General features: G+C 71.4%; 16 protein-coding genes and 1 riboswitch. Of the genes, 3 read left to right on the top strand and 13 right to left on the bottom strand.

Features of this window, described 5'->3' with window-relative positions; all coding sequences use genetic code 11:
- Both Mth01_RS16155 and Mth01_RS16150 read right to left on the bottom strand, forming a co-directional pair.
- A partial coding sequence (locus tag Mth01_RS16155) for an MDR family MFS transporter (RefSeq protein ID WP_239089720.1) occupies nt 1–1,532 on the bottom strand: 1,532 nt, incomplete at its 3' end.
- 123 nt (nt 1,533–1,655) lie between these two features.
- Nucleotides 1,656–2,354, bottom strand: a complete 699-nt coding sequence (locus Mth01_RS16150; protein WP_204016689.1) for a lysophospholipid acyltransferase family protein — start codon at nt 2,352–2,354, stop codon at nt 1,656–1,658.
- Nucleotides 2,355–2,487: 133 nt separating this feature from the next.
- Between Mth01_RS16150 and Mth01_RS16145 the strand changes: the two genes are divergently transcribed.
- Nucleotides 2,488–3,252 carry an alpha/beta hydrolase gene (locus Mth01_RS16145; RefSeq protein ID WP_204016688.1) on the top strand — a complete coding sequence of 255 codons (765 nt, stop codon included), beginning with the start codon at nt 2,488–2,490 and terminating at the stop codon, nt 3,250–3,252.
- Nucleotides 3,253–3,545: 293 nt separating this feature from the next.
- On the opposite strand, the gene Mth01_RS16140 is transcribed toward Mth01_RS16145, so the two are convergent.
- Genes Mth01_RS16140 through Mth01_RS16115 form a run of 6 tightly spaced genes read right to left on the bottom strand, consistent with a single transcriptional unit; the run spans nt 3,546 to nt 8,692 of the window.
- Complete coding sequence (locus Mth01_RS16140; RefSeq protein WP_204016687.1) at nt 3,546–4,922, bottom strand: hypothetical protein; 1,377 nt, start codon at nt 4,920–4,922, stop codon at nt 3,546–3,548.
- Between the two features lie 60 nt (nt 4,923–4,982).
- On the bottom strand, nt 4,983–5,669 hold the full coding sequence (locus Mth01_RS16135; RefSeq protein WP_204016686.1) for an endonuclease/exonuclease/phosphatase family protein: 687 nt from the start codon (nt 5,667–5,669) through the stop codon (nt 4,983–4,985).
- 16 nt (nt 5,670–5,685) lie between these two features.
- Complete coding sequence (locus tag Mth01_RS16130; RefSeq protein ID WP_204016685.1) at nt 5,686–6,630, bottom strand: ROK family glucokinase; 945 nt, start codon at nt 6,628–6,630, stop codon at nt 5,686–5,688.
- Nucleotides 6,631–6,663: 33 nt separating this feature from the next.
- Nucleotides 6,664–7,092 (bottom strand): hypothetical protein, encoded by a 429-nt coding sequence (locus Mth01_RS16125; protein WP_204016684.1) that lies wholly within the window; start codon nt 7,090–7,092, stop codon nt 6,664–6,666.
- On the bottom strand, nt 7,089–8,255 hold the full coding sequence (locus Mth01_RS16120; RefSeq protein ID WP_204016683.1) for an ArsA family ATPase: 1,167 nt from the start codon (nt 8,253–8,255) through the stop codon (nt 7,089–7,091). Before Mth01_RS16120 ends, Mth01_RS16125 begins: the two co-directional genes overlap by 4 nt.
- Entirely contained in the window at nt 8,252–8,692 is a 441-nt protein-coding gene (locus Mth01_RS16115) for an SRPBCC family protein (protein ID WP_204016682.1), read from the bottom strand. Before Mth01_RS16115 ends, Mth01_RS16120 begins: the two co-directional genes overlap by 4 nt.
- A 212-nt stretch (nt 8,693–8,904) precedes the next feature.
- Here Mth01_RS16115 and Mth01_RS16110 point away from each other — a divergent pair, with 212 nt between their 5' ends.
- Complete coding sequence (locus Mth01_RS16110; protein WP_204016681.1) at nt 8,905–10,689, top strand: AMP-dependent synthetase/ligase; 1,785 nt, start codon at nt 8,905–8,907, stop codon at nt 10,687–10,689.
- 59 nt (nt 10,690–10,748) lie between these two features.
- On the opposite strand, the gene Mth01_RS16105 is transcribed toward Mth01_RS16110, so the two are convergent.
- The 5 genes from Mth01_RS16105 to Mth01_RS16085 all read right to left on the bottom strand — a co-directional run bounded on the left by Mth01_RS16105 (nt 10,749) and on the right by Mth01_RS16085 (nt 16,281).
- A complete protein-coding gene (locus tag Mth01_RS16105; protein ID WP_204016680.1) occupies nt 10,749–11,858 on the bottom strand; it encodes a glycosyltransferase family 4 protein in 1,110 nt (369 codons plus the stop codon).
- 69 nt (nt 11,859–11,927) lie between these two features.
- Nucleotides 11,928–12,809 carry a peptidase MA family metallohydrolase gene (locus Mth01_RS16100; protein WP_204016679.1) on the bottom strand — a complete coding sequence of 294 codons (882 nt, stop codon included), beginning with the start codon at nt 12,807–12,809 and terminating at the stop codon, nt 11,928–11,930.
- Between the two features lie 67 nt (nt 12,810–12,876).
- Nucleotides 12,877–13,428 (bottom strand): C40 family peptidase, encoded by a 552-nt coding sequence (locus tag Mth01_RS16095; protein WP_275408959.1) that lies wholly within the window; start codon nt 13,426–13,428, stop codon nt 12,877–12,879.
- A 67-nt stretch (nt 13,429–13,495) separates the two neighbouring features.
- A riboswitch (cyclic di-AMP (ydaO/yuaA leader) is annotated at nt 13,496–13,673 on the bottom strand.
- Between the two features lie 201 nt (nt 13,674–13,874).
- A complete protein-coding gene (locus tag Mth01_RS16090; RefSeq protein ID WP_239089719.1) occupies nt 13,875–14,834 on the bottom strand; it encodes a C40 family peptidase in 960 nt (319 codons plus the stop codon).
- Between the two features lie 124 nt (nt 14,835–14,958).
- Nucleotides 14,959–16,281 carry an NYN domain-containing protein gene (locus Mth01_RS16085; RefSeq protein ID WP_204016690.1) on the bottom strand — a complete coding sequence of 441 codons (1,323 nt, stop codon included), beginning with the start codon at nt 16,279–16,281 and terminating at the stop codon, nt 14,959–14,961.
- A 118-nt stretch (nt 16,282–16,399) separates the two neighbouring features.
- Between Mth01_RS16085 and Mth01_RS16080 the strand changes: the two genes are divergently transcribed.
- Nucleotides 16,400–18,059, top strand: a 1,660-nt coding sequence (locus Mth01_RS16080) for a DEDD exonuclease domain-containing protein (RefSeq protein WP_204016678.1), incomplete at its 3' end; no start/stop codon positions are given.

Raw genomic sequence — 18,059 nt, 5'->3', positions numbered from 1 at the left:
CCGACGGCGACGGGCTCCTCGGCGCGGGTGGCGAGCGGGATCTCCTTGAGGAACAGCGCCACGAGCAGCGCGGCGGCGACGAACGGCAGGCTGGCGAGGAACACGTCGTCGATGGCCTCGGTGAAGGCGACCAGCACGTGCTCCTTCACCGGCGACGGGAGATGCTGGATGGCGGCGACGTTGTTGGCGTCGATCCCGCCGGACGGCGCCCGCCCGCCGAACTGTTCGGCCAGGTAATGGCTGAGCCGGTTGGTGAGCACGGCGCCCATGACGGCGGTGCCGATCGCGGCTCCCATCGAGCGGAAGAACGTGGCCGAGCTGGTCGCGGTGCCCATGTCCGACCGGTCCACCGCGTTCTGGATGGCCGTGACGACCGTCTGCATGGTGAACCCGAGCCCCGCGCCGAAGAGGTACGCGTAGATCGCGACCCGCCAGTACGGCGTGTCCACCTCGATGGTCGACAGCAGCCACAGCGCGATCAGGAGCACGGCGGCGCCGATGATGGGGAACCTCTTGTAGCGGCCGGTCCGGGTCATGAGGTTCCCCGAGGTGATCGAGGTGGAGAAGATGCCGAACACCGCGGGCAGCAGCGCCAGCCCTGACATGGTCGGCGACATGCCCTGGACCGCCTGGAGATAGACCGGCAGGAAGATCATGCCGCCGAACATCGCGAGCCCGCCCAGGAAGTTGAAGGCGTTGCCGACACTGAAGATCGAGTTGCGGAAGAGCCGCATCGGCAGGATCGGCTCGGCCGCCCGGAGCTCGACGAGCACGAACAGGGCCGCCAGCGACACGAATCCGGCGAGTAGCGCGAGGGCTCCTGGAGCGGTCCAGCCGAGCTCGCCGCCGGCCCAGTCGAGGTAGAGCAGGAAGCACGACACCCCGGCCACGATCACCGCGGCGCCCAGGTAGTCGACCTTGTGCGCCCGCCGCACTGTGGGGATCTTCAGCGCGACCGAGGTCACGAGCAGGGAGATCACGCCGATCGGGATGTTGATCCAGAAGATCCAGCGCCAGCCTGGACCGTCGGTGAAGAAACCGCCGAGCAGCGGCCCCGCGACGCTGGACACGCCCCACACCGCCCCGAAATAGCCCTGGTAGCGGCCGCGCTCCCGGGGCGGGATCACGTCGCCGATGATGCTGAACGCCAGCGCCATGAGGCCGCCGCCGCCCAGGCCCTGGAGCGCGCGGAACGCGATGAGCTGTCCGATGTTCTGGCTCAGCCCGGCCAGCGCGGAGCCGACGAGGAAGATCCCGATGGCGGTCTGGAAGATCATCCGCCTGCCGTACAGGTCGGAGATCTTGCCCCAGAGTGGGGTGGACGCCGTGGAGGTGAGCAGGTAGGCCGTCACCACCCATGACAGCTTGTCGAGGCCGCCGAGTTCGCTGACGATGCGCGGCAGGGCGGTGCCGACGATGCTCTGGTCGAGCGCGGCCAGCAACATTCCCGCCGCCACTCCGGACAGCACGACAAGGATCTGACGGTGGGGCAGATATTCCGAGACTGTCTCGCGGTCTACACGAACGCTCACGCAGGCTCCCTCCTCACCCGAATGCTCACGCAGGCTCCCTCCTCACCCGGGTGTTCCCGGGACAGGCGACGGACAGAGCCACGCTACCTTCCCGGTTCGGCCGTATCAGGAGGTTCGGCTGTATCAGGAGGATTTACGGGCGGCCCGGGCCATCTCGACTTTCGCGCTGGCGGCGTACTTGTCGACGTACTCCTGGCCGGACAGCTCCATCAGCGCATACATGATCTCGTCGGTGACCGCGCGTAGGACGAGGCGGTCGCCCTCCATGCCGTAGTAGCGGGAGAAGTCGAGCGGCTTGCCGTACCGGACGCCCGGGCGGATGCCGAATCGGGGGAACAACCGGCCGGGCGGCATCATCTCGAACGTGTGGACCATGGCCCAGGGGATCACCGGCGCACGGGACTCCAGCGCGAGCCGCGCGACACCGGTCTTGCCCTTGTAGAGCCGCCCGTCCGGAGAACGGGTGCCCTCCGGGTAAATGCCGAGCACCTGGTTCTCCCCAAGGACGCGCAGGCCGGTGCGGAGCGCGGCCTCGCTGGCCTTGCCGCCAGAGCGGTCGATCGGCACCGTGCCGACGCCGGAGAAGAAGGCCCGGCTGATCAGCCCCTTGAGTCCGCGGCCGGTGAAGTACTCGGCCTTGCCCAAGGAGATCACCTTGCGTGGCAGGAACACGGCCCCGAAGAAGTGATCCGCGAACGACAGGTGGTTGCCGGCCAGGATCACCGGTCCTTCCTTCGGCACGTTCTCCACCCCCTCCGCCCACGGGCGGAAGACGAAATGGAGAATCGGCCAGAGGATGGCCTTGACCACCCAGTAGAACACGCGGGCACCCCCCTCGGGTAAGACGTGAAGTCATCTTCGCACGCCCCACCCACTCGCACTAACGATGCCTTACGTGGGACTATCGGGCGGTACACCCCACAGGATCGCTCCGGTGACAGGGAGGCTCACCCCCATGCCAGTGCTGCCCGGCGCCGAGCCGTACCACCACGAGGGGGGCGATGTCGGAGTTCTGCTGTGTCACGGGTTCACCGGGTCGCCGCAGTCGATGCGCCCATGGGCCGAGCACCTCGCGGCGGCCGGGCTGACCGTGTCGCTCCCCCGGCTGCCCGGACACGGCACAACATGGCAGGAGATGAGCCGGACGCGGTGGGAGGACTGGTACGCGGAGGTGGACAAGGCCTTCGCCGACCTGCGCGGCCGGTGCGCCGAGGCGTTCGTGATGGGCCTGTCCATGGGCGGCAGCCTGGCGCTGCGCCTGGCGGAGGTGCACGGCGACGCGGTCCAGGGAGTCGTGGTGGTCAACCCGTCCGTGGTCGGCGACACGCCGCTGCTGCGGCTGGCGCCTGTCGTGAAATGGGTCGTGCCCTCGATCCCCGGCGTGGCCGGCGACATCAAGAAGACCGGCGTGGCCGAGCTCGGCTACACACGCACTCCGGTGCGCGCGGCGGCGACGCTCCCCCGGCTGTGGAAGCTCGTCCAGGCCGACATCCACAAGGTCACCCAGCCGGTTCTGGTGTTCCACAGCCGCGACGACCATGTCGTAAAACCGGCGAGCACCGCGTTCCTCCGCGCCAGGATGGGGCAGAACCTGGAGATCAGGGAGTTGACCGACAGTTATCACGTCGCGACGCTCGACAACGACGCACCAGTGATCTTCGAGGGCAGCCTCGACTTCATCCGCTCGCACGCCTCTGTACCCTTGACGAAGGACTTGTGACCCGGGACCGAAGTGACGCCGCAGAGTGACGAGGACGAGGTCTGGCGTCAGATCATCGCCTCATTCAATGAGACAGCCGAGGACGCCTCGGCCACGCAGCCATGGCCTGATCGGGAGAACGTCGCCGACGACGACAGCGAGACGCAGAGCGCGAACGCCTCAGACGCCGGAGAGGCACCGGGAAAGGCACCCTCGGAGGACGAGGATCACTACATCCCGCCGCCGCCACCGCCGCTCCCGCCCGCCGATCTCCTCAGCAGGCTCTCGTGGGTCGCGCTCTTCGGTGGCCCGGCCTACCTCTTACTCGCCGCGATGCTCGGCTGGTCGATGGACGGCTGGGTCGTCTTCGCCGCCGTGGCCGCCTTCATCGGGGGCTTCGTGACCCTGGTCGTCCGCATGGGCGACGGTCCCCCGACCGACTCCGGGTGGGACGACGGCGCGGTCGTGTGACCTGCCCGTCCGGCCTGGTCCGCGTGGCCTGATGGCGGGCCGAACCGTTCGACGAGGTCGGTGTAGTGGCCCTTCGCGTCGAGCACGTGCCCGACGGCCACCGTGAGACCGGGTACGTGCGCGACCGCCTGCAGGCGCACCGTCCGTTCGCCCGCGTCCTCCTTCTGGGGCGGGGCCTCCTTCTGGGGCGGGGCCTGGCCGCGGATGACCGTCCATCTGGAACCGCTGCGGCGCAGCAGAAAGCCCTCGGCCGGGTGCGCCGGGTCGTAGCCGGCCGCCCAGAACGTCCCGTCCCCGTCACCGGTCACGCCGTACAACTCCGCCTGGCCGGGCAGCGTCTTGCCCCGGGACCGCGCCTTGCCGCCGGAGCGGGGGCGCTCGCGGGACCATTTCTTGCCGTCCCACCTGAGCACGAGCGGCGCGATCGTGTCGTCGTCGCCCTCGTAGACCCCGCCCACGGCGATCGCTCGTTTGCGGCTCTGGGCGTAGACGTCCCGCAGAAATCCGCCCTTGATCTCCGGCAGGTCCACCGGCTTCCACCGGCCGCCGGACAGCCGCATCATCAGCGGCCGGGTGCCGGAGTCGCCGACCGCCCATCCGTCGGACTTCCCCGCCAGGGCCACACCGTAGATGACGCCGTCAGGCCCGCTCCTGGTGGTCCAGCCCTTGCCCACGCCGCCGCTCACCGCCATGAAGGCCCTGCCGCCCCGGCTGCCGACCGACACGACCCTGCCCGGGGAGGCGGCCACGGCGCCGAGCCAGTCACCCACGCGGAACTGCGGCACGTCGACCCGGTCGAACCCGCCCGGCGATCCCTTCGCGACGTACGGCAGGCCGTCGTGGCCGTCTCCCACCACCCAGATCTCACTCGGCGAAACGGCGGCGACCGACCGCAGATGCCCGGCCCCGGTGGCGTCGCCGCGGATGGCCACGTCGGTCCAGGAGACTCCGTTCCAGTGCGTGATAACACCGCGGTTGCGCCAGGTGTCCCACACGTTCTGCTGGCCGACGGCCCAGATGTCCTTGGCCGACAGGCCCGCGACATCCGACAGCGAGGCGTCCCCCGCGAACCTGCCGGTGGAGGCGCCCTGGGCGACCTCGTCCGGCTGGACGTGTGTGTGCGCGTGCGCCACCGATGTGGCGCGTAGGAGATGTCCGGCCAGCAGGCCGGCGAACAGCACGCACAACGGCGCCGCACACCGTTTCCGACGGCGGGTCATCTCACAGATCGTACGTGGACCGGTGCACGGCCGCGACCCGACCGGGCCGCCCGGGGCCCGTCACAGTGGGCGCAGATCGGCGACGACCGGGCAGTGATCGCTGGCGGCGCGCAGGTCGCCGGGTGGAACGTCCGGGCAGCCGCACGAGACCACCGACAGCCCGGCGCCAGCGAAGACCGCGTCGATCCGCCTGCCGGGGGCGCGGGCCGGGAACGTCGCGCCGTCGCCGCCCTCACCGATGAAGCAGTCCGCGTAGCGGCCGGTGAGGTAACGCCAGGCCGGGTCGCCGGGCTGCTCGTTGATGTCCCCGGCCAGCACCGGTAGCGCCCCGAACCGGCGGGCGGTCCGCTCCAGGATCGGCACGATCTGGGTCGCGTGGCGCAGCCGGGCCCCCGCGACCAGGTCGAGGTGCGCCGAGCACACGGCGTACCGCGTGCGCTCCTTCTCCACGACCGCGACGGCGATCGCCCGCCACTCCAGCCCCGCGAACCAGCGCAGCCGCCGGCCGCTCCCGTGCAGGAGCCGTACGGCCGGGCCCACGAACACCGCGACCCCGCCGACGCGCCCGCCCGCCGCGACCGACATCCCGGCGTCGCGGGCGAGTTCGCGGCGCCGACGCCGCCAGCGCAGGAGGCGGGGGGCCTCCTGGAGACACAGCACGTCGGGCCGGACCTCCCTGATCACCCTGACCAGGGCGGCCCGATCATCCCGCAGGGATCGGATGTTGTACGTGGCGACTCGCAACACGCGGGTGCTCGCGTGCTCAGCGGCGCCGGGCGAGGTCCGCCGCCCCGACCACCCCGGCGGACGGCCCCAGCTCGGCGACCCTGATCTCGGCCGGCGGGCGGTGGCCGCGGCCGGTGAGCCGCTCGGCGAAACCGGTGCGGACCTTGTCCAGGAACAGGTCGGCCGCGCCGGAGACGCCGCCCCCTATGACGAAACGGCCGGGGTCGAGCACGGCGGCCATGTCGGCGAGGCCCTGGGCGAGCCATCCGGCCAGCCCGTCGAACGCCGCGTGGGCGGCCGGGTCGCCGCGGCGGGCCGCCTCGGTCACGTGCTCGCCCTGGATGCCGTCCGCCGACCCGCCGGCGAGCTCGAGCAGATGCGGCGCCGACGACGGGTCGGCCTCGGCGGCCCGCCTGGCGTCGGCCAGCAGCGCGGTCCCGCTGGCGTACCTCTCCCAGCAACCGAGGTTGCCGCAGCCGCAGGGGCGGCCACCGGGCACCACCTGGGTGTGACCGAACTCGGCGCCCATCCCCCACCTGCCGCGGTAGAGCTCGCCGGCCAGCACGATGCCGCCGCCGATGCCGGTGCCGATCGTCACGCACACCACGTGGCTCTCGCCTCGGCCGGCCCCGAAGCGGTACTCGCCCCACGCCATGGCGTTGGCATCGTTCTCGACCACCACGGGCAGGCCCACGAGCTCGCCGACCTTCTTGCGCAGTGGCTCCTCCCGCCAGGCGAGGTTGGGCGCGAAGCGGATGACCGACCTGGTCTCGTCCACGAATCCCGCGGCGCCGACCCCGACGGCCGTCACCACGTGCCGCGAGGCGAGCTCGGACACCGCGTCGGCGATGGTCAGGGCGACCTTCTCGGCGCTGCCGGCCGGCGTGTGCCGCAGGGTCCGATCGAGGATGTCGCCATCCTCGTCGACGACTCCGGAGGCGATCTTGGTGCCGCCCACGTCCACGCCGATGGTCAGCGCCATGCCGCGTTTCCTCTCTGAACTTCTGACGAGCTTCTAACCGAGGTCGATGTGCTCCACCCGCCTGTCGTCCGGACGGGAGTCGTCCGGCTGCGAGCGCTGCAGGCCCTCGACCATCTGCCGGAACGCCGCGACCAGCTCGCCGCCGGCCGCCATCAGGTGACCGGTGAGGTCGCCGCCCGCGCCGTGTTCACGCTGGGCGGCGATCACTCGACAAATAGGGCAGGCGCGGCAAATGTACTCCTCGTCGTGATTCTCGGCGACCGCCTCGCCCCAGACGTCGTCGGTACGGCTGTCGCGGCCGGAGCCGAAGGCCGCACCGAACCCGCTCATACCGCCCTTCACCAACCCTTTGCCGAGCTCACGGCCCACCCGCTGCTGGACGGCGTCGAACAGCTTCAGCGCCTCCTCGGCCGCCGAGCCGAGCGGGTTGGTCTTGCGGGTTTCGTCATTGATATCCGTCATCTCGCCCCTCCTGCCTCGAACCGTACCCGGAGGACGCCGCCGCGGAGTGCCGCTGAGGCGATCTTCCTGCGGGACAGGGCCGCCGGAAGCGTGATGACGCGGCGGTAGGAGCCGGCGGTGATGATCAGGTCGTCGCCCTTGCGGGCCAGGTCGACGTCGTCCCGGTCGGCGAGCGGCAGCGCCAGGGCGAGTTCGTCGGCCGTCATCCGCATCGGGGGCGCGTTGCGGGGACGGGCGAAGGGGTCGTCCCCGCCGTACAGCTCCTCACCGAGCCGGGCGAGCGCCGCCGGACCGACCGGCTCGGCGGGAAGGTAGGGCGCGATCCGGACGGGCAGCGGAGCGAACGAGTCGTGCACGACGTCGAGTTGCCGCGCCTGCGCCTGCGCCCACGTCCGCCGCCACTCGTCGGCGCCGTCGGCGGGGAAGACCCGGTTGGCGATCACACCGTCCACGCGGTAGCCGTACAGGCTGAGCGAGGTGAACGTGCGGCGGGCCTCGGCGACGACGACGGCCTCGGGGGTCAGCACGAGCCGCACCGAGGCGTCCTCGCCGGTGAGCAGCTCACGGACCTCGAGCAGCCCCCGGTGCAGCCGCTCTCCGGCGGAGATCACCTCCCCCTCGGGGGCGCTGACCCGCGCGACCCGCCGGATGACCGGCGACAGCGCCCCGAGCAGCCGCCTGCCGAGCGGGAGCAGGCGGTTGACGTGCCAGTCGAGCGCCTCCGGCAGGGCGAGCAGGCGCAGCGTCTCGGCGGTGGGGGCGCAGTCCACCACGAGCACGTCCCACCCGCCGGAGCGGGCCTGCTCGCGCAACTCCAGGAGCGCGATGATCTCCTCGGCCCCCGGCAGCACGGTGAGCTCCTCGGAGGTGATCTCGTCGAGTCCCAGCTCCCCCAGCACCCTGCCCGCGTAGTCGCGCAGTTCACCCCAGTGCCGCTCGAGCGACTTCTGAGTGTCGACCTGCTGGAGGTAGAGGCCGGGGGCCGCCTCGACCGGCTCGGGCTCTCCGGAGGCAGGCGCGGCGAGCGCGTCGGCGAGCGAGTGCGCCGTGTCCGTGGAGACGACCAGCGCCTTCAACCCTCGCCGGGCGGCGAGCATGGCGGTGGCGGCGGCCGCCGTGGTCTTGCCGACTCCGCCCTTGCCTGTGAAGAGGAGGACCCTCATCGGCCCTCGACGCGGCGCTTGAGCCCCTTGAGCGCGGTGTCGATGATGACCTTCTCGGCTCTGCGCTTGATCATGCCGATCATGGGGACCTTCAGGTCCACCGCGAGCTCGTAGGTCACCTCGGTGCCGTCGCCGGACGTGCCGGCCAGCCGGTAGCCGCCCGTCAGGGCGGAGACCATCCGCCCGCCCTCGGCGATGCGCCAGCTCACCCCCGCGTCGCCGTCCCAGTCATAGGCCAGGACGTACTCGTCGCTGATGACGCCCGCGTCGAGGACGAACCGGACCCGGGAGGCCCGGCCGTCGTCTCCCGTCTCCAAAATCTCCGCCGACTTCACCTGGCCCGCCCACTCCGGGTAGGCGGCGAAGTCCGCGATCACCGCCATCACGGACGACCGGGCGGCGCCGATCGTGATGCTCGAGGAGGTGCGATCAGCCATGCGCCAACCGTACTTCACGATCCACGCTGGACTGGTGTGCCCGGGCCGTGTGAATACCCCTGGAATACCGGCGTGGGCACCTGTTTGGAGGCGGTGTGGATGCCGTGTGGATGCCGGGGATAACGCCTGGGTGACGGAACTACCGATGCGTAACTTCCGCGCGATAGCGTCCGGTGAGACCCGAAGAGCGAGCCCTGCACAAAGGAGTGGCCGTGCGAGAGTTCAGCGTTCCCGTGCTGGTCGACGTCCCCTCGTCCGCCAACTGCACCGACGTGGTGTTCCAGCGCGGCGCGGACGAACCGGACGTCGTCGTCATCCGCCGCAAGGACGGCGATGGTCCGGACGCCCCCTGGACCCCGATCACCGCGTCGGAGTTCCGCGACCAGGTGGCGGGTCTCGCCAAGGGTCTGATCGCGGCGGGGATCGAGCCCGGTGACCGGATCGCACTCATATCGCGTACGCGCTATGAGTGGACGCTGATCGACTATGCCATCTGGGCGGCGGGCGCCGTCTGCGTTCCCATCTACGACACCTCAGCCGTGGAGCAGGTGAAGTGGATCGTCTCCGACAGCGGGGCCAAAGCGGTCTTCGCCGAGACGACGCCACACGAGGAGACCGTGCGGGAGGCCGCGCCCGGCCTCTCCCTGCTGTGGGGGATAGACAGCGGCGGCCTCGACGCGGTCCGCGAACTCGGGGCCGAGGTCACCGACGAGACGCTCGCCGAGCGCCGCTCGTGCCGGGGCGGGCGCGACCTCGCCACCATCATCTACACCTCGGGCACCACGGGTATGCCGAAGGGCTGCAGGCTCACCCACGACAACCTGCTGTTCACCGCCCGCAATGTGGCGCAGGGGCCGCTTGAGCAGATGTTCGAGGTGGACGAACGCTCGGCGCTGCTCTTCCTGCCGCTCGCGCACAGTTTCCCCAGGATCATCCAGGTCGTGCTACTTGAGACGGGCACGGTCATGGCGCACACCCCGAACATGAAGAACGTCGCCCCCGACCTCCAGTCGTTCAAACCCACGTTCCTGCTGGGCGTGCCGCGGGTGTTCGAGAAGGTCTACAACGCCGCGGAGCTCAGGGCCACCACGGAGGGCAAGGGCAAGATCTTCCAGGCCGCCGTGGCCGCGGCCGTCGCCTGGAGCAAGGCCGAGGGCTCCGGCGGAGCCGGCCTCGGGGTACGGCTCAAGCACGCGCTCTTCGACAAGCTCGTGTACGGCAAGCTACGCGCGGCGACCGGCGGCGCGCTGACCGCCGCCGTCTCCGGCGGCTCCGCCCTCGGCGACCGGCTCGGCCATTTCTTCCGGGGCATCGGGATCGAGGTGTTCGAGGGCTGGGGGCTCACCGAGACCAGCGCACCCTCCACGGTGAACATCCCGGGCGCGAACAAGGTCGGCACGGTCGGCAAGCCGTTCCCGGGGGTGAGCGTCAAGATCGCCGACGACGGCGAGATCCTGGTCAAGGGCCGCCATGTCTTCGACGGCTACTGGAACAACGAGCGCGCCACCAAGGAGGCCATCGACTCCGAGGGCTGGTTCCACACCGGCGACGTGGGCGAGCTCGACCAGGACGGCTACCTGCGCATCACCGGGCGCAAGAAGGAGATCATCGTCACGGCCGGCGGCAAGAACGTGGCCCCCGGCCCGCTGGAGGACGCGATCCGGGCGCACCGGCTGGTCGGCCAGGCCATCGTCGTCGGCGACGACCGGCCGTTCGTCGCGGCGCTGGTCACGCTCGACCCCGAGGCGCTGGAGCAGTGGAAGCAGACCGCAGGCAGGGCGGAGGTCGCGGTGACCGATCCGGCCCTGGTGGCCGAGGTGCAGACCGCCGTCGACGCCGCCAACCGGATGGTCTCCAGGGCCGAACAGATCAAGAAGTTCGTCATCCTCGACACCGAGCTGAGCGAGGAGAGCGGCCACGTCACGCCGAAGCAGTCGATCAAGCGGAACGTGGTGCTGCGCGACTTCGCCGAGCAGGTCGACGAGCTGTACGGCTGAGCCCCACCTGGCCTCCGCTCAGAGCGAGGGGGATGTCGGGGATGTCGGGAATGGGAATGTCACAGCAGGCCGGCGAAGCGGGCCGCCACGCCGTCCCAGTTCCACTCCCGCTCGACCCAGGCCCGGCCCCGCTCCCCCATCGCCCGTGCCCGGGCGGGGTCGGCCAGCAACCCGGCGAGCGCGTGGGCGATGTCGCCGGGCGAACGGCCGTCGACGACCAATCCTGTCTCGCCGTGCCGTACGGCGTCGGGCGCACCCCCCGAGGAGCCCGCGACCACGGGCAGGCCCGTCGCGGACGCCTCCAGATAGACGATGCCCAGGCCCTCGACGTCCAGTCCGCCCAGCCGCGTACGGCACGGCATCGCGAACACGTCGCCGGCGGCGTAGTGCGCCGGCAGCGCCGCCCACGGCACCGAGCCGGTGAACACGACGGAGCCCCGCGGACCGAGCCGGGAGGCCGCCCGCTCCAGCGCGGCGCGCGACGGGCCGCCGCCGACCAGGAGCAGCACGGCGTCCGGCACCCGCCGCAGCACCAGCGGCCAGGCCCGGATCAGCATGTCCTGGCCCTTGCGCGGCACCAGACGGGAGACGCAGACCACCACCGGCCGATCCCCGAGGGCCAGCGCCCGGCGCACCTCGTCCCGGCCCGTTCCGGGACGGAAGACGGCGGTGTCCACCCCGGGGGCGAGCCGTACGAGCTTGGCTTCGGGAACGACCGGTGCGAGCCGGCGGCGCGTGTAGTCGCCGAGATAGGTCACCGCGTCGGCGCCCGCGCCGATGCGGCCCAGCAGCGCGCCGGCGACGGGCAGGCGCGCCCAGGACGCCTCGTGGCCGTGCGTCAGCATGACCACGCGGGCGGCTCCGGCGGCGCGCAGCGCGGGGGCGAGCAGGCCGAGCGGCGCGGCCGCCCCGAAGACCACGGTCGCGCCGTCCTCCACGAGGGCGGTCGCTCCGGCGGCGACGGCGCGCGTGGGCAGCATGAGCGTGGACGGATGCCTGACCACCTCGTACGGCTGCCGCGCGTCGAAGCTCTCGCACCCCTTCCATCGCGGCGCGTACACGACGACCGAGTCCGGCGGGAGGCGGCAGGCGAGGCCGTGCACGAACGCCTGGATGCCGCCGGGCCGGGGCGGGAAGTCATTGGTGACGATCAGCGTTCTCGCACCCATCCCCTGCCCACACCTCTCACCCGAAGGCCACGCAGAGCATTGTCGCGGGTGGACGGCCATGGGTGCGAGTCATCGCGAGATCACGACGGGTAGGTAGGCCAGCCAGGATCGGGTGAGCTCGGCGGTCGAGACGCCGAGCGTGGCGCGCATCGCCTCGTCGATGCCGGCGGGGCCGTTCGATCCGGTGCCCATCGCGGCGCGGTAGAGGGCCACGAGCCGGTTCTCGCCGAATCTCTCCGCGATGTACCGGCAGGCCAGCCAGGCCTCCTCGTACGCCTGGGCCCGCCGCGGCGAGCCGGCCGCGAAATCCGCGTGATCGGGCAGCGCGTGCGGCGGCGCCCCGGCCCGCAGGTCCGCCGCGAGCTCTGCGGCGATCTCGCGGGCCGTGAGCCCGCTGCCCGAGTAGCCGACGTAGTCGGCGAATCCCTCCACCAGCCAGGCGGGCATGTCCCCGGTCTCCGCCGCGTCCGTGGCGACATGGGTGAGCTCGTGGGTGATGACGATCCGGCGACCGGCCGCCGACAGGCGGGCGAAGCCGGACGGCTCGATGATCACGCGGCCCGGGCCCGCGAGCGCGGCGAGCCCTGCGACGCTCGCGGGCGCGGCCAGCACCGCCGCCTGCTCCGTCGTGGCCGGCACCAGGACCACCGCGTCGACCGGTCGCCCCCAGACACGGGCGACCGTACGGCTCCCGCGGTCGGCCAGCACGGCGAGCTCGCCGATCAGGCCGCGCCGCCCGCCGACGACCACGACGTGCTCGCCCCGGGCCAGCGACGCCCCGGTCCAGATGCGCGGATGCTCACCGGCGATCGCCCGTGCCCGCGGCAGCAGGCGATCGCCGGGTGCCGCGGCGGCGGGCAGGACCAGCAGCCCGATCAGGACCGCCGGCCTGACCAGTGCCGACAGCCTGACCAGTGCCGACAGCCACGCCAGGGCACGGGTCCGGAGCATGCCGAGCATCGTACGGGTGTCACGAGTGCCCGGGGGGCGCCGCCGATCGTCGTCAGGTCCCGGGTCGTCAGGTCCCGGGTCGTACGGCTCCGGCGAAGGTGCGCCTGCGGTAGGAGTCGAGCCTGTCGATCCGCACCCGGGCGCCGCTGCGCGGCGCGTGGATCATCTTGCCGTTCCCGACGTACATGCCCACGTGGCCGCCGCCGCTGGTGAAGATGAGGTCACCGGCCTTGAGATGCCGCCAGGAGACCTTCTTGGGCACGGCGCCGCGTATGGACCACGTCGTGCGCGGGAGCCGTACCCCCGCCTTGCGCCAGGCGAACTGGACCAGGCCGGAGCAGTCGAACGCGCTGGGCCCGGTGGCGCCCCACCGGTAGGGGTCGCCGATGTGCCGCTTGGCGACCTTGACGGCCCGCGTGGCCTTGGCACGCTGACGCGCGGCCCGGCTCGACTTCGCGCCGACCGGCGGCTCGGCCGCCTTCTTGGGCAAGGCATTCTTGGGCAAGGCCTTCTTGGGGAAGGCGGTCCGTTCGGCCGCCGCGGGGGTCACCTTCGTCACGGTCACCGTCACCGTGTCGTCGGCCGACACCGGTACGGCGAAGGCGGAGGATGTCAGCACGACGCCTCCGAGGACAAGGCAGACACGACGGGACAGATTCGCGGGGGTGGTAGACAGGATCTCTCCTAGGGTCTTCCGCTCACGCCTACCGGGTTAGCTGACGGGTTCGGGCGGGGAAGTCGCCCTACGGCGCCCAGGTCGTGTTCACCTGACGCGCCGATTCACCCCGGACCCCCTGGACTCGAGGGGTCGTTGGTTCCCCGGCTCCGTGCCTCCTGACTGCACGGACTCGGCAGATCATCGGATTGCATGCGGGAGCGGGACGCGGAGTCCCGTGCTCGCCGCGGCCCAGAAGCTATCCGCACGCGTCCGCGAACGGCAAAGCTCACCCCATGAAATGGAAGATCCATTAAGCGTTGCGTAAAAGAAATCCGCAGGATAACCGGATGAAATTCCGCCAAATGTGACGCTGCTCACATTTAGTGAAAAGAGATCAAATAGCGACCTCAGGGACGTACGGCACCAATGGGACGGTACTCGGAAAGTGTGACGACTTTCACAACGTCTCCGGTCTGGGGCGCGTGGACGACCTTGCCGTCGCCCGCGTAGATCCCCACGTGGCCGTAGCCCGAGTGCCACAGCAGGTCACCGGCCTGCAGTTCGTCGAGCGACACCCGCCGGCCGCTGCCCCACGCCCACTGCTCGTAGCTCGTGCGGGGCAGATTCACCCCGGCGGCCGCCCAGGCGGCCTGGACGAGCCCGGAGCAGTCCCACGCGCCCGGTCCCGTCCCGCCGTACCGGTAGGGCTTGCCGATCTGCTTGTAGGCGAACTGCAGCGCGGCGAGCGCGTTGCCCGAGGCTGGTCCTGCGTAGACGGCTCCCGCGCTGTTCGGGTTGCCGGCGTTGAAGGCCCCGAGCTCGCGCAGCAGCTTGGTCTGCTGATCGACGAGCTTTTCGACCTGCTCCTTCTCCTTGGCCAGGTCCTTCTTGACCTTCACGGCCGAGTCATAGACCGACTTCTTCTTGTCCCGCCGCCGCTTGAGGCCGGAGACGGCGCTCTCGTACTGCTCGAGTTTCCGGGCCCGCTCCTGCGAGAGCTGGTCGAGCGCGGCCATGCCGCTGAGGGCCGATTCGGGGTCGGAGCCGTAGAAGACGCCACTCAACGCGAGATCGCCGAACTGGTAGTCGCTCACCGCGATGGAGACGACCCCGTCGCGCAGCGCGTCCACCTGGGTGGCGTGCTCGCGGTACTCGTCGTTCACGGCGACGTACTGCTTCTTGGCCTTCTTCCACTTCTCGGTGGCTGCGTTGTAGCGGTCCACGAGCTTGTCGGCCTGCTCGTTCAGCTTCTTCAGCTTCGCCTTGGCCTGGGCGACGGTCGGCTTCGGATCCGCCTGTGCGTCCATGTTCGGCAGCAGCAGAAGCACGCCGACCATGCCGACGGCCACCGGTAAGCGCCCTCGCACCAAGGCCCCCTCGAGATCGTCCCAAGCCTGGCGCGACTCTACTCATGCGATCTTGAAGCTTCAACCCGGGTCCGGCAGTCCGACCCCCATACCGGCTGCCCGCGCCGCCCCGCCCGCCGTCCAGTCAGCCTCGGCCGAGACGGCGAATCAGCAGCAGCGCGGGCACGGGCCTGGCCCCCATGCGCCGTACGGAGTCGGCCACCTCCCGGTCCGACGACACCACCGCCATCGACCGGCCCTTCGGCTCAGCGCGCACCAGTCGCCGGATCAGGTCGTCGGCGATCTCCCCGGGTGCGCTGAACATCACCCGGACCCCGCGCGGCGCCGACACGTGGACCGGACCGTCCAGCTCGGCGCCGTCGAAGACACATGTCACCTCCACACGGGCCTGTACGGCCAGGCCGCCGAGCCCGGTGAGGAGCCGGGTCCGCTGGTCGGCCAGCGTGAGCGACGGATAACCCGTCTTGGTCACGTTGTATCCGTCGATGATCAGATGCAGGTGGGGGATCGCGAGAAGCTGGTCCAGGAGCTGGGGGTCGTCGTCGGCGAGCGCCCGGGCCGGGACCGCCGTGACCCCCGGCGCATCCGGGGCCACCGCCGCCACGGAGTCGGCGGGACGGCTGATCATCGTAGGCAGGGCGAGTTCCTTGCGCAGCCCGGCCACCGTCCCCTGAAGCGCGTCGAGGAGCACCCGGATGCGGACCTCCTCCACGCTGCGGCCCTCCCTGGCCGCCCGGCGGGAGGCTTCCATCTGGCGCTCGGCGTCCGCCAGACGCTCCTTGAGCCTGCGCACCTCGCTGTCCGCCGCGCCGCCCGCCTCGACGGCCCTGGCCCTGGCCTCGGCCGCCTCCGCCTCCGCCGCCAGTTCTGCCGCCCTGGCCTCCGCCGCTTTGACCCGTTCCCTCGCGTCGTGCAGCTTGCGGCGCAGGTCGGTGTTCTCGCCGCGCAACGTCTTGAGCTGCTCGCGGACCCGCTCGACCTCTTCCCTGGCCGCGACGCGCTGCGCGGCCAGCTGCTCGCGCAGCCGGGTCTCCGCCTGCTCACGCTGGCTGCCGAGCGACGCGGCCCGCTCGATCTCTTCCCGTGCCTGTTCCACGAGGTCCGGCCAGCCCGGAGGACGGGTCAGGTACGCGGCCGCCGCCACCAGCACCGGATCGGCCGCCGGAGGCGCGGCGCCCTCGGCGAGGCCCGCCACCAGTTCGGGCCAGGCCGCCTCGACCGCCTCGGCTACAAGCTCGCGGAACTCCTTGTCGGCCTCCAGCTGTGCGGCGATCGACGCGGCGCCGAGTCGGGCGCGCTTGCGCGGCTCGAACTTCGCGATGCCGCGCAGCGGCGACGGCACGGCAGCCGCCGGCATCTTGCCCAGCACCTGCGCCGCGACCTCCACGACGTGTAACCGGACCCGCTCTGGCAACGGACGAGACAGGCCTTCCCCGGCTGAACTCATCACGTCGCTGCTCCTCATCGTGTCCTTTTTCCAAGGGTACGGCTGCCGCGCCCGTGGCCGTTCCGGGGTCAGTGGGACCGGAGAGGCGAATGTCGGTCGCGGTCTCTATGGTCATGACGTGGACGCGGTACAAGGCACCATCGACGATCTCGGCACTCCCCTGCGCGAGGTGACGTTCGTCGTCTTCGACCTGGAGACCACGGGTGGATCCGCGGCCGAGCACGCGATCACCGAGATCGGCGCGGTCAAGGTACGCGGCGGCGAGGTGCTGGGCGAGTTCGCCACGCTGGTCGACCCCGGCGGCCCCATCCCGCCGTTCATCTCGGTGCTCACCGGCATCACCGACGCGATGGTCGTCGCCGCGCCGAAGTTCCCCGAGGTGCTGCCGAGCTTCCTGGAGTTCATCACCGGCACGACCCTGGTCGCGCACAACGCGCCCTTCGACATGTCGTTCATCCGGGCCGCCTGCGCGGCCGGCGGCCGTCCCCCGCCCGCCAACCCGGTCGTCGACACCGCCGACCTCGCGCGGCGCGTGCTCACCCGCGACGAGACCCCCAACTGCAAGCTGGCCACGCTGGCCCGGTTCTTCCGCAGCCCCAGCGAGCCGTGCCACCGGGCGCTGGCCGACGCCCGGGCGACGGTCGACGTCCTGCACGGCCTGATCGCGCGGGTCGGCTCGCTCGGCGTGCAGACGCTGGAGGAGCTACGCGGCTACTCCAGGACGCCCACGCCCGAGCAGCGGCGCAAGCGGCACCTGGCCGAGGGCGTCCCCGGCGTCCCGGGCGTGTACGTCTTCGAGGACGCCAAGGGCGAGGAACTCTACATCGGCAAGAGCACCCATCTGCGCAACCGCGTCCGCAGCTACTTCACGGCGGGCGAGACGCGGCCGCGGATCAGGGAGATGGTCGGCATCGCCGAGCGGGTGCGGACGATCGTGTGCGCCACCGCACTGGAGGCCGAGATCCGCGAGCTCAGGCTGATCGGGTCCACCAAACCACGCTACAACCGGCGATCGCGCAACCCGGAGCGGGTGGTCTGGCTCAAGCTGACCGACGAGCCGTTCCCCAGGCTCAGCATCGTCCGAGAGGTGAAGGACGACGGCGCGGCCTACCTGGGCCCCTTCGGCAGCACCCGCTCGGCCGACGACGCCCGCGCCGCCATGCACGAGGCGCTGCCGCTGCGACAGTGCACCGAGCGGCTGTCGCCGCGCACCCGCCGCAGCGCGTGCGCGCTGGCGGAGATCGGACGCTGCGGCGCGCCCTGCGACGGCCGGGAGAGCCGGGAGGCGTACGCCCGGCACGTCAGCGCGGCCAGGCACGCCATGGAGCAGGATCCGCAGGTCGTCTTCTCCGCGATGGAGGAGCGCATGCGGCGCCTGGCGGCCGAGCAGCGCTACGAGGAGGCCGCCGCCGAGCGCGACCGGCTGGCCGCCTACCTGCGTGCGGCGGCCCGCATGCAGCGTCTGAGGTCGCTCACCGCGATCCCGCAGATGGTCGCCGCCGCCCCCGCCTTCGACGGCGGCTGGGAGATCCACGTCATCCGGTACGGCCGGCTCGCCGCGGCCGGCGTGATGCCGCGCGGCGCCCACCCGACCCCCTACGTCGAGGCGCTGGTCGCCACCGCCGAGACCGTCACGCCCGGCCCGGGGCCCACCCCGGCCGCCGTGGCGGAGGAGACCGAGTGCCTGCTGCGCTGGCTCGACTCTCCCGGCGTGCGCCTGGTCCGGGTTGATGGCGTGTGGTGCCTGCCCGCGTACGGCGCCGCCCGCTTCATGAACC

Source organism: Sphaerimonospora thailandensis (genome assembly GCF_016863115.1).
Lineage (GTDB): Bacteria > Actinomycetota > Actinomycetes > Streptosporangiales > Streptosporangiaceae > Sphaerimonospora > Sphaerimonospora cavernae.
The sequence above is the reverse complement of the archived record's forward strand: the minus strand, read 5'-3'. Positions and strand labels throughout refer to the sequence as shown.

Excerpts from the sequence above, each read along its gene's own strand:
- Mth01_RS16115 (WP_204016682.1), bottom strand. The coding sequence starts at position 8,692 with ATGGCTGATCGCACCTCCTCGAGCATCACGATCGGCGCCGCCCGGTCG.
- Mth01_RS16120 (WP_204016683.1), bottom strand. The coding sequence starts at position 8,255 with ATGAGGGTCCTCCTCTTCACAGGCAAGGGCGGAGTCGGCAAGACCACG.
- Mth01_RS16145 (WP_204016688.1), top strand. The coding sequence starts at position 2,488 with ATGCCAGTGCTGCCCGGCGCCGAGCCGTACCACCACGAGGGGGGCGAT.
- Mth01_RS16085 (WP_204016690.1), bottom strand. The coding sequence starts at position 16,281 with ATGAGTTCAGCCGGGGAAGGCCTGTCTCGTCCGTTGCCAGAGCGGGTC.
- Mth01_RS16140 (WP_204016687.1), bottom strand. The coding sequence starts at position 4,922 with ATGACCCGCCGTCGGAAACGGTGTGCGGCGCCGTTGTGCGTGCTGTTC.
- Mth01_RS16130 (WP_204016685.1), bottom strand. The coding sequence starts at position 6,630 with ATGGCGCTGACCATCGGCGTGGACGTGGGCGGCACCAAGATCGCCTCC.
- Mth01_RS16125 (WP_204016684.1), bottom strand. The coding sequence starts at position 7,092 with ATGACGGATATCAATGACGAAACCCGCAAGACCAACCCGCTCGGCTCG.
- Mth01_RS16100 (WP_204016679.1), bottom strand. The coding sequence starts at position 12,809 with ATGCTCCGGACCCGTGCCCTGGCGTGGCTGTCGGCACTGGTCAGGCTG.
- Mth01_RS16105 (WP_204016680.1), bottom strand. The coding sequence starts at position 11,858 with ATGGGTGCGAGAACGCTGATCGTCACCAATGACTTCCCGCCCCGGCCC.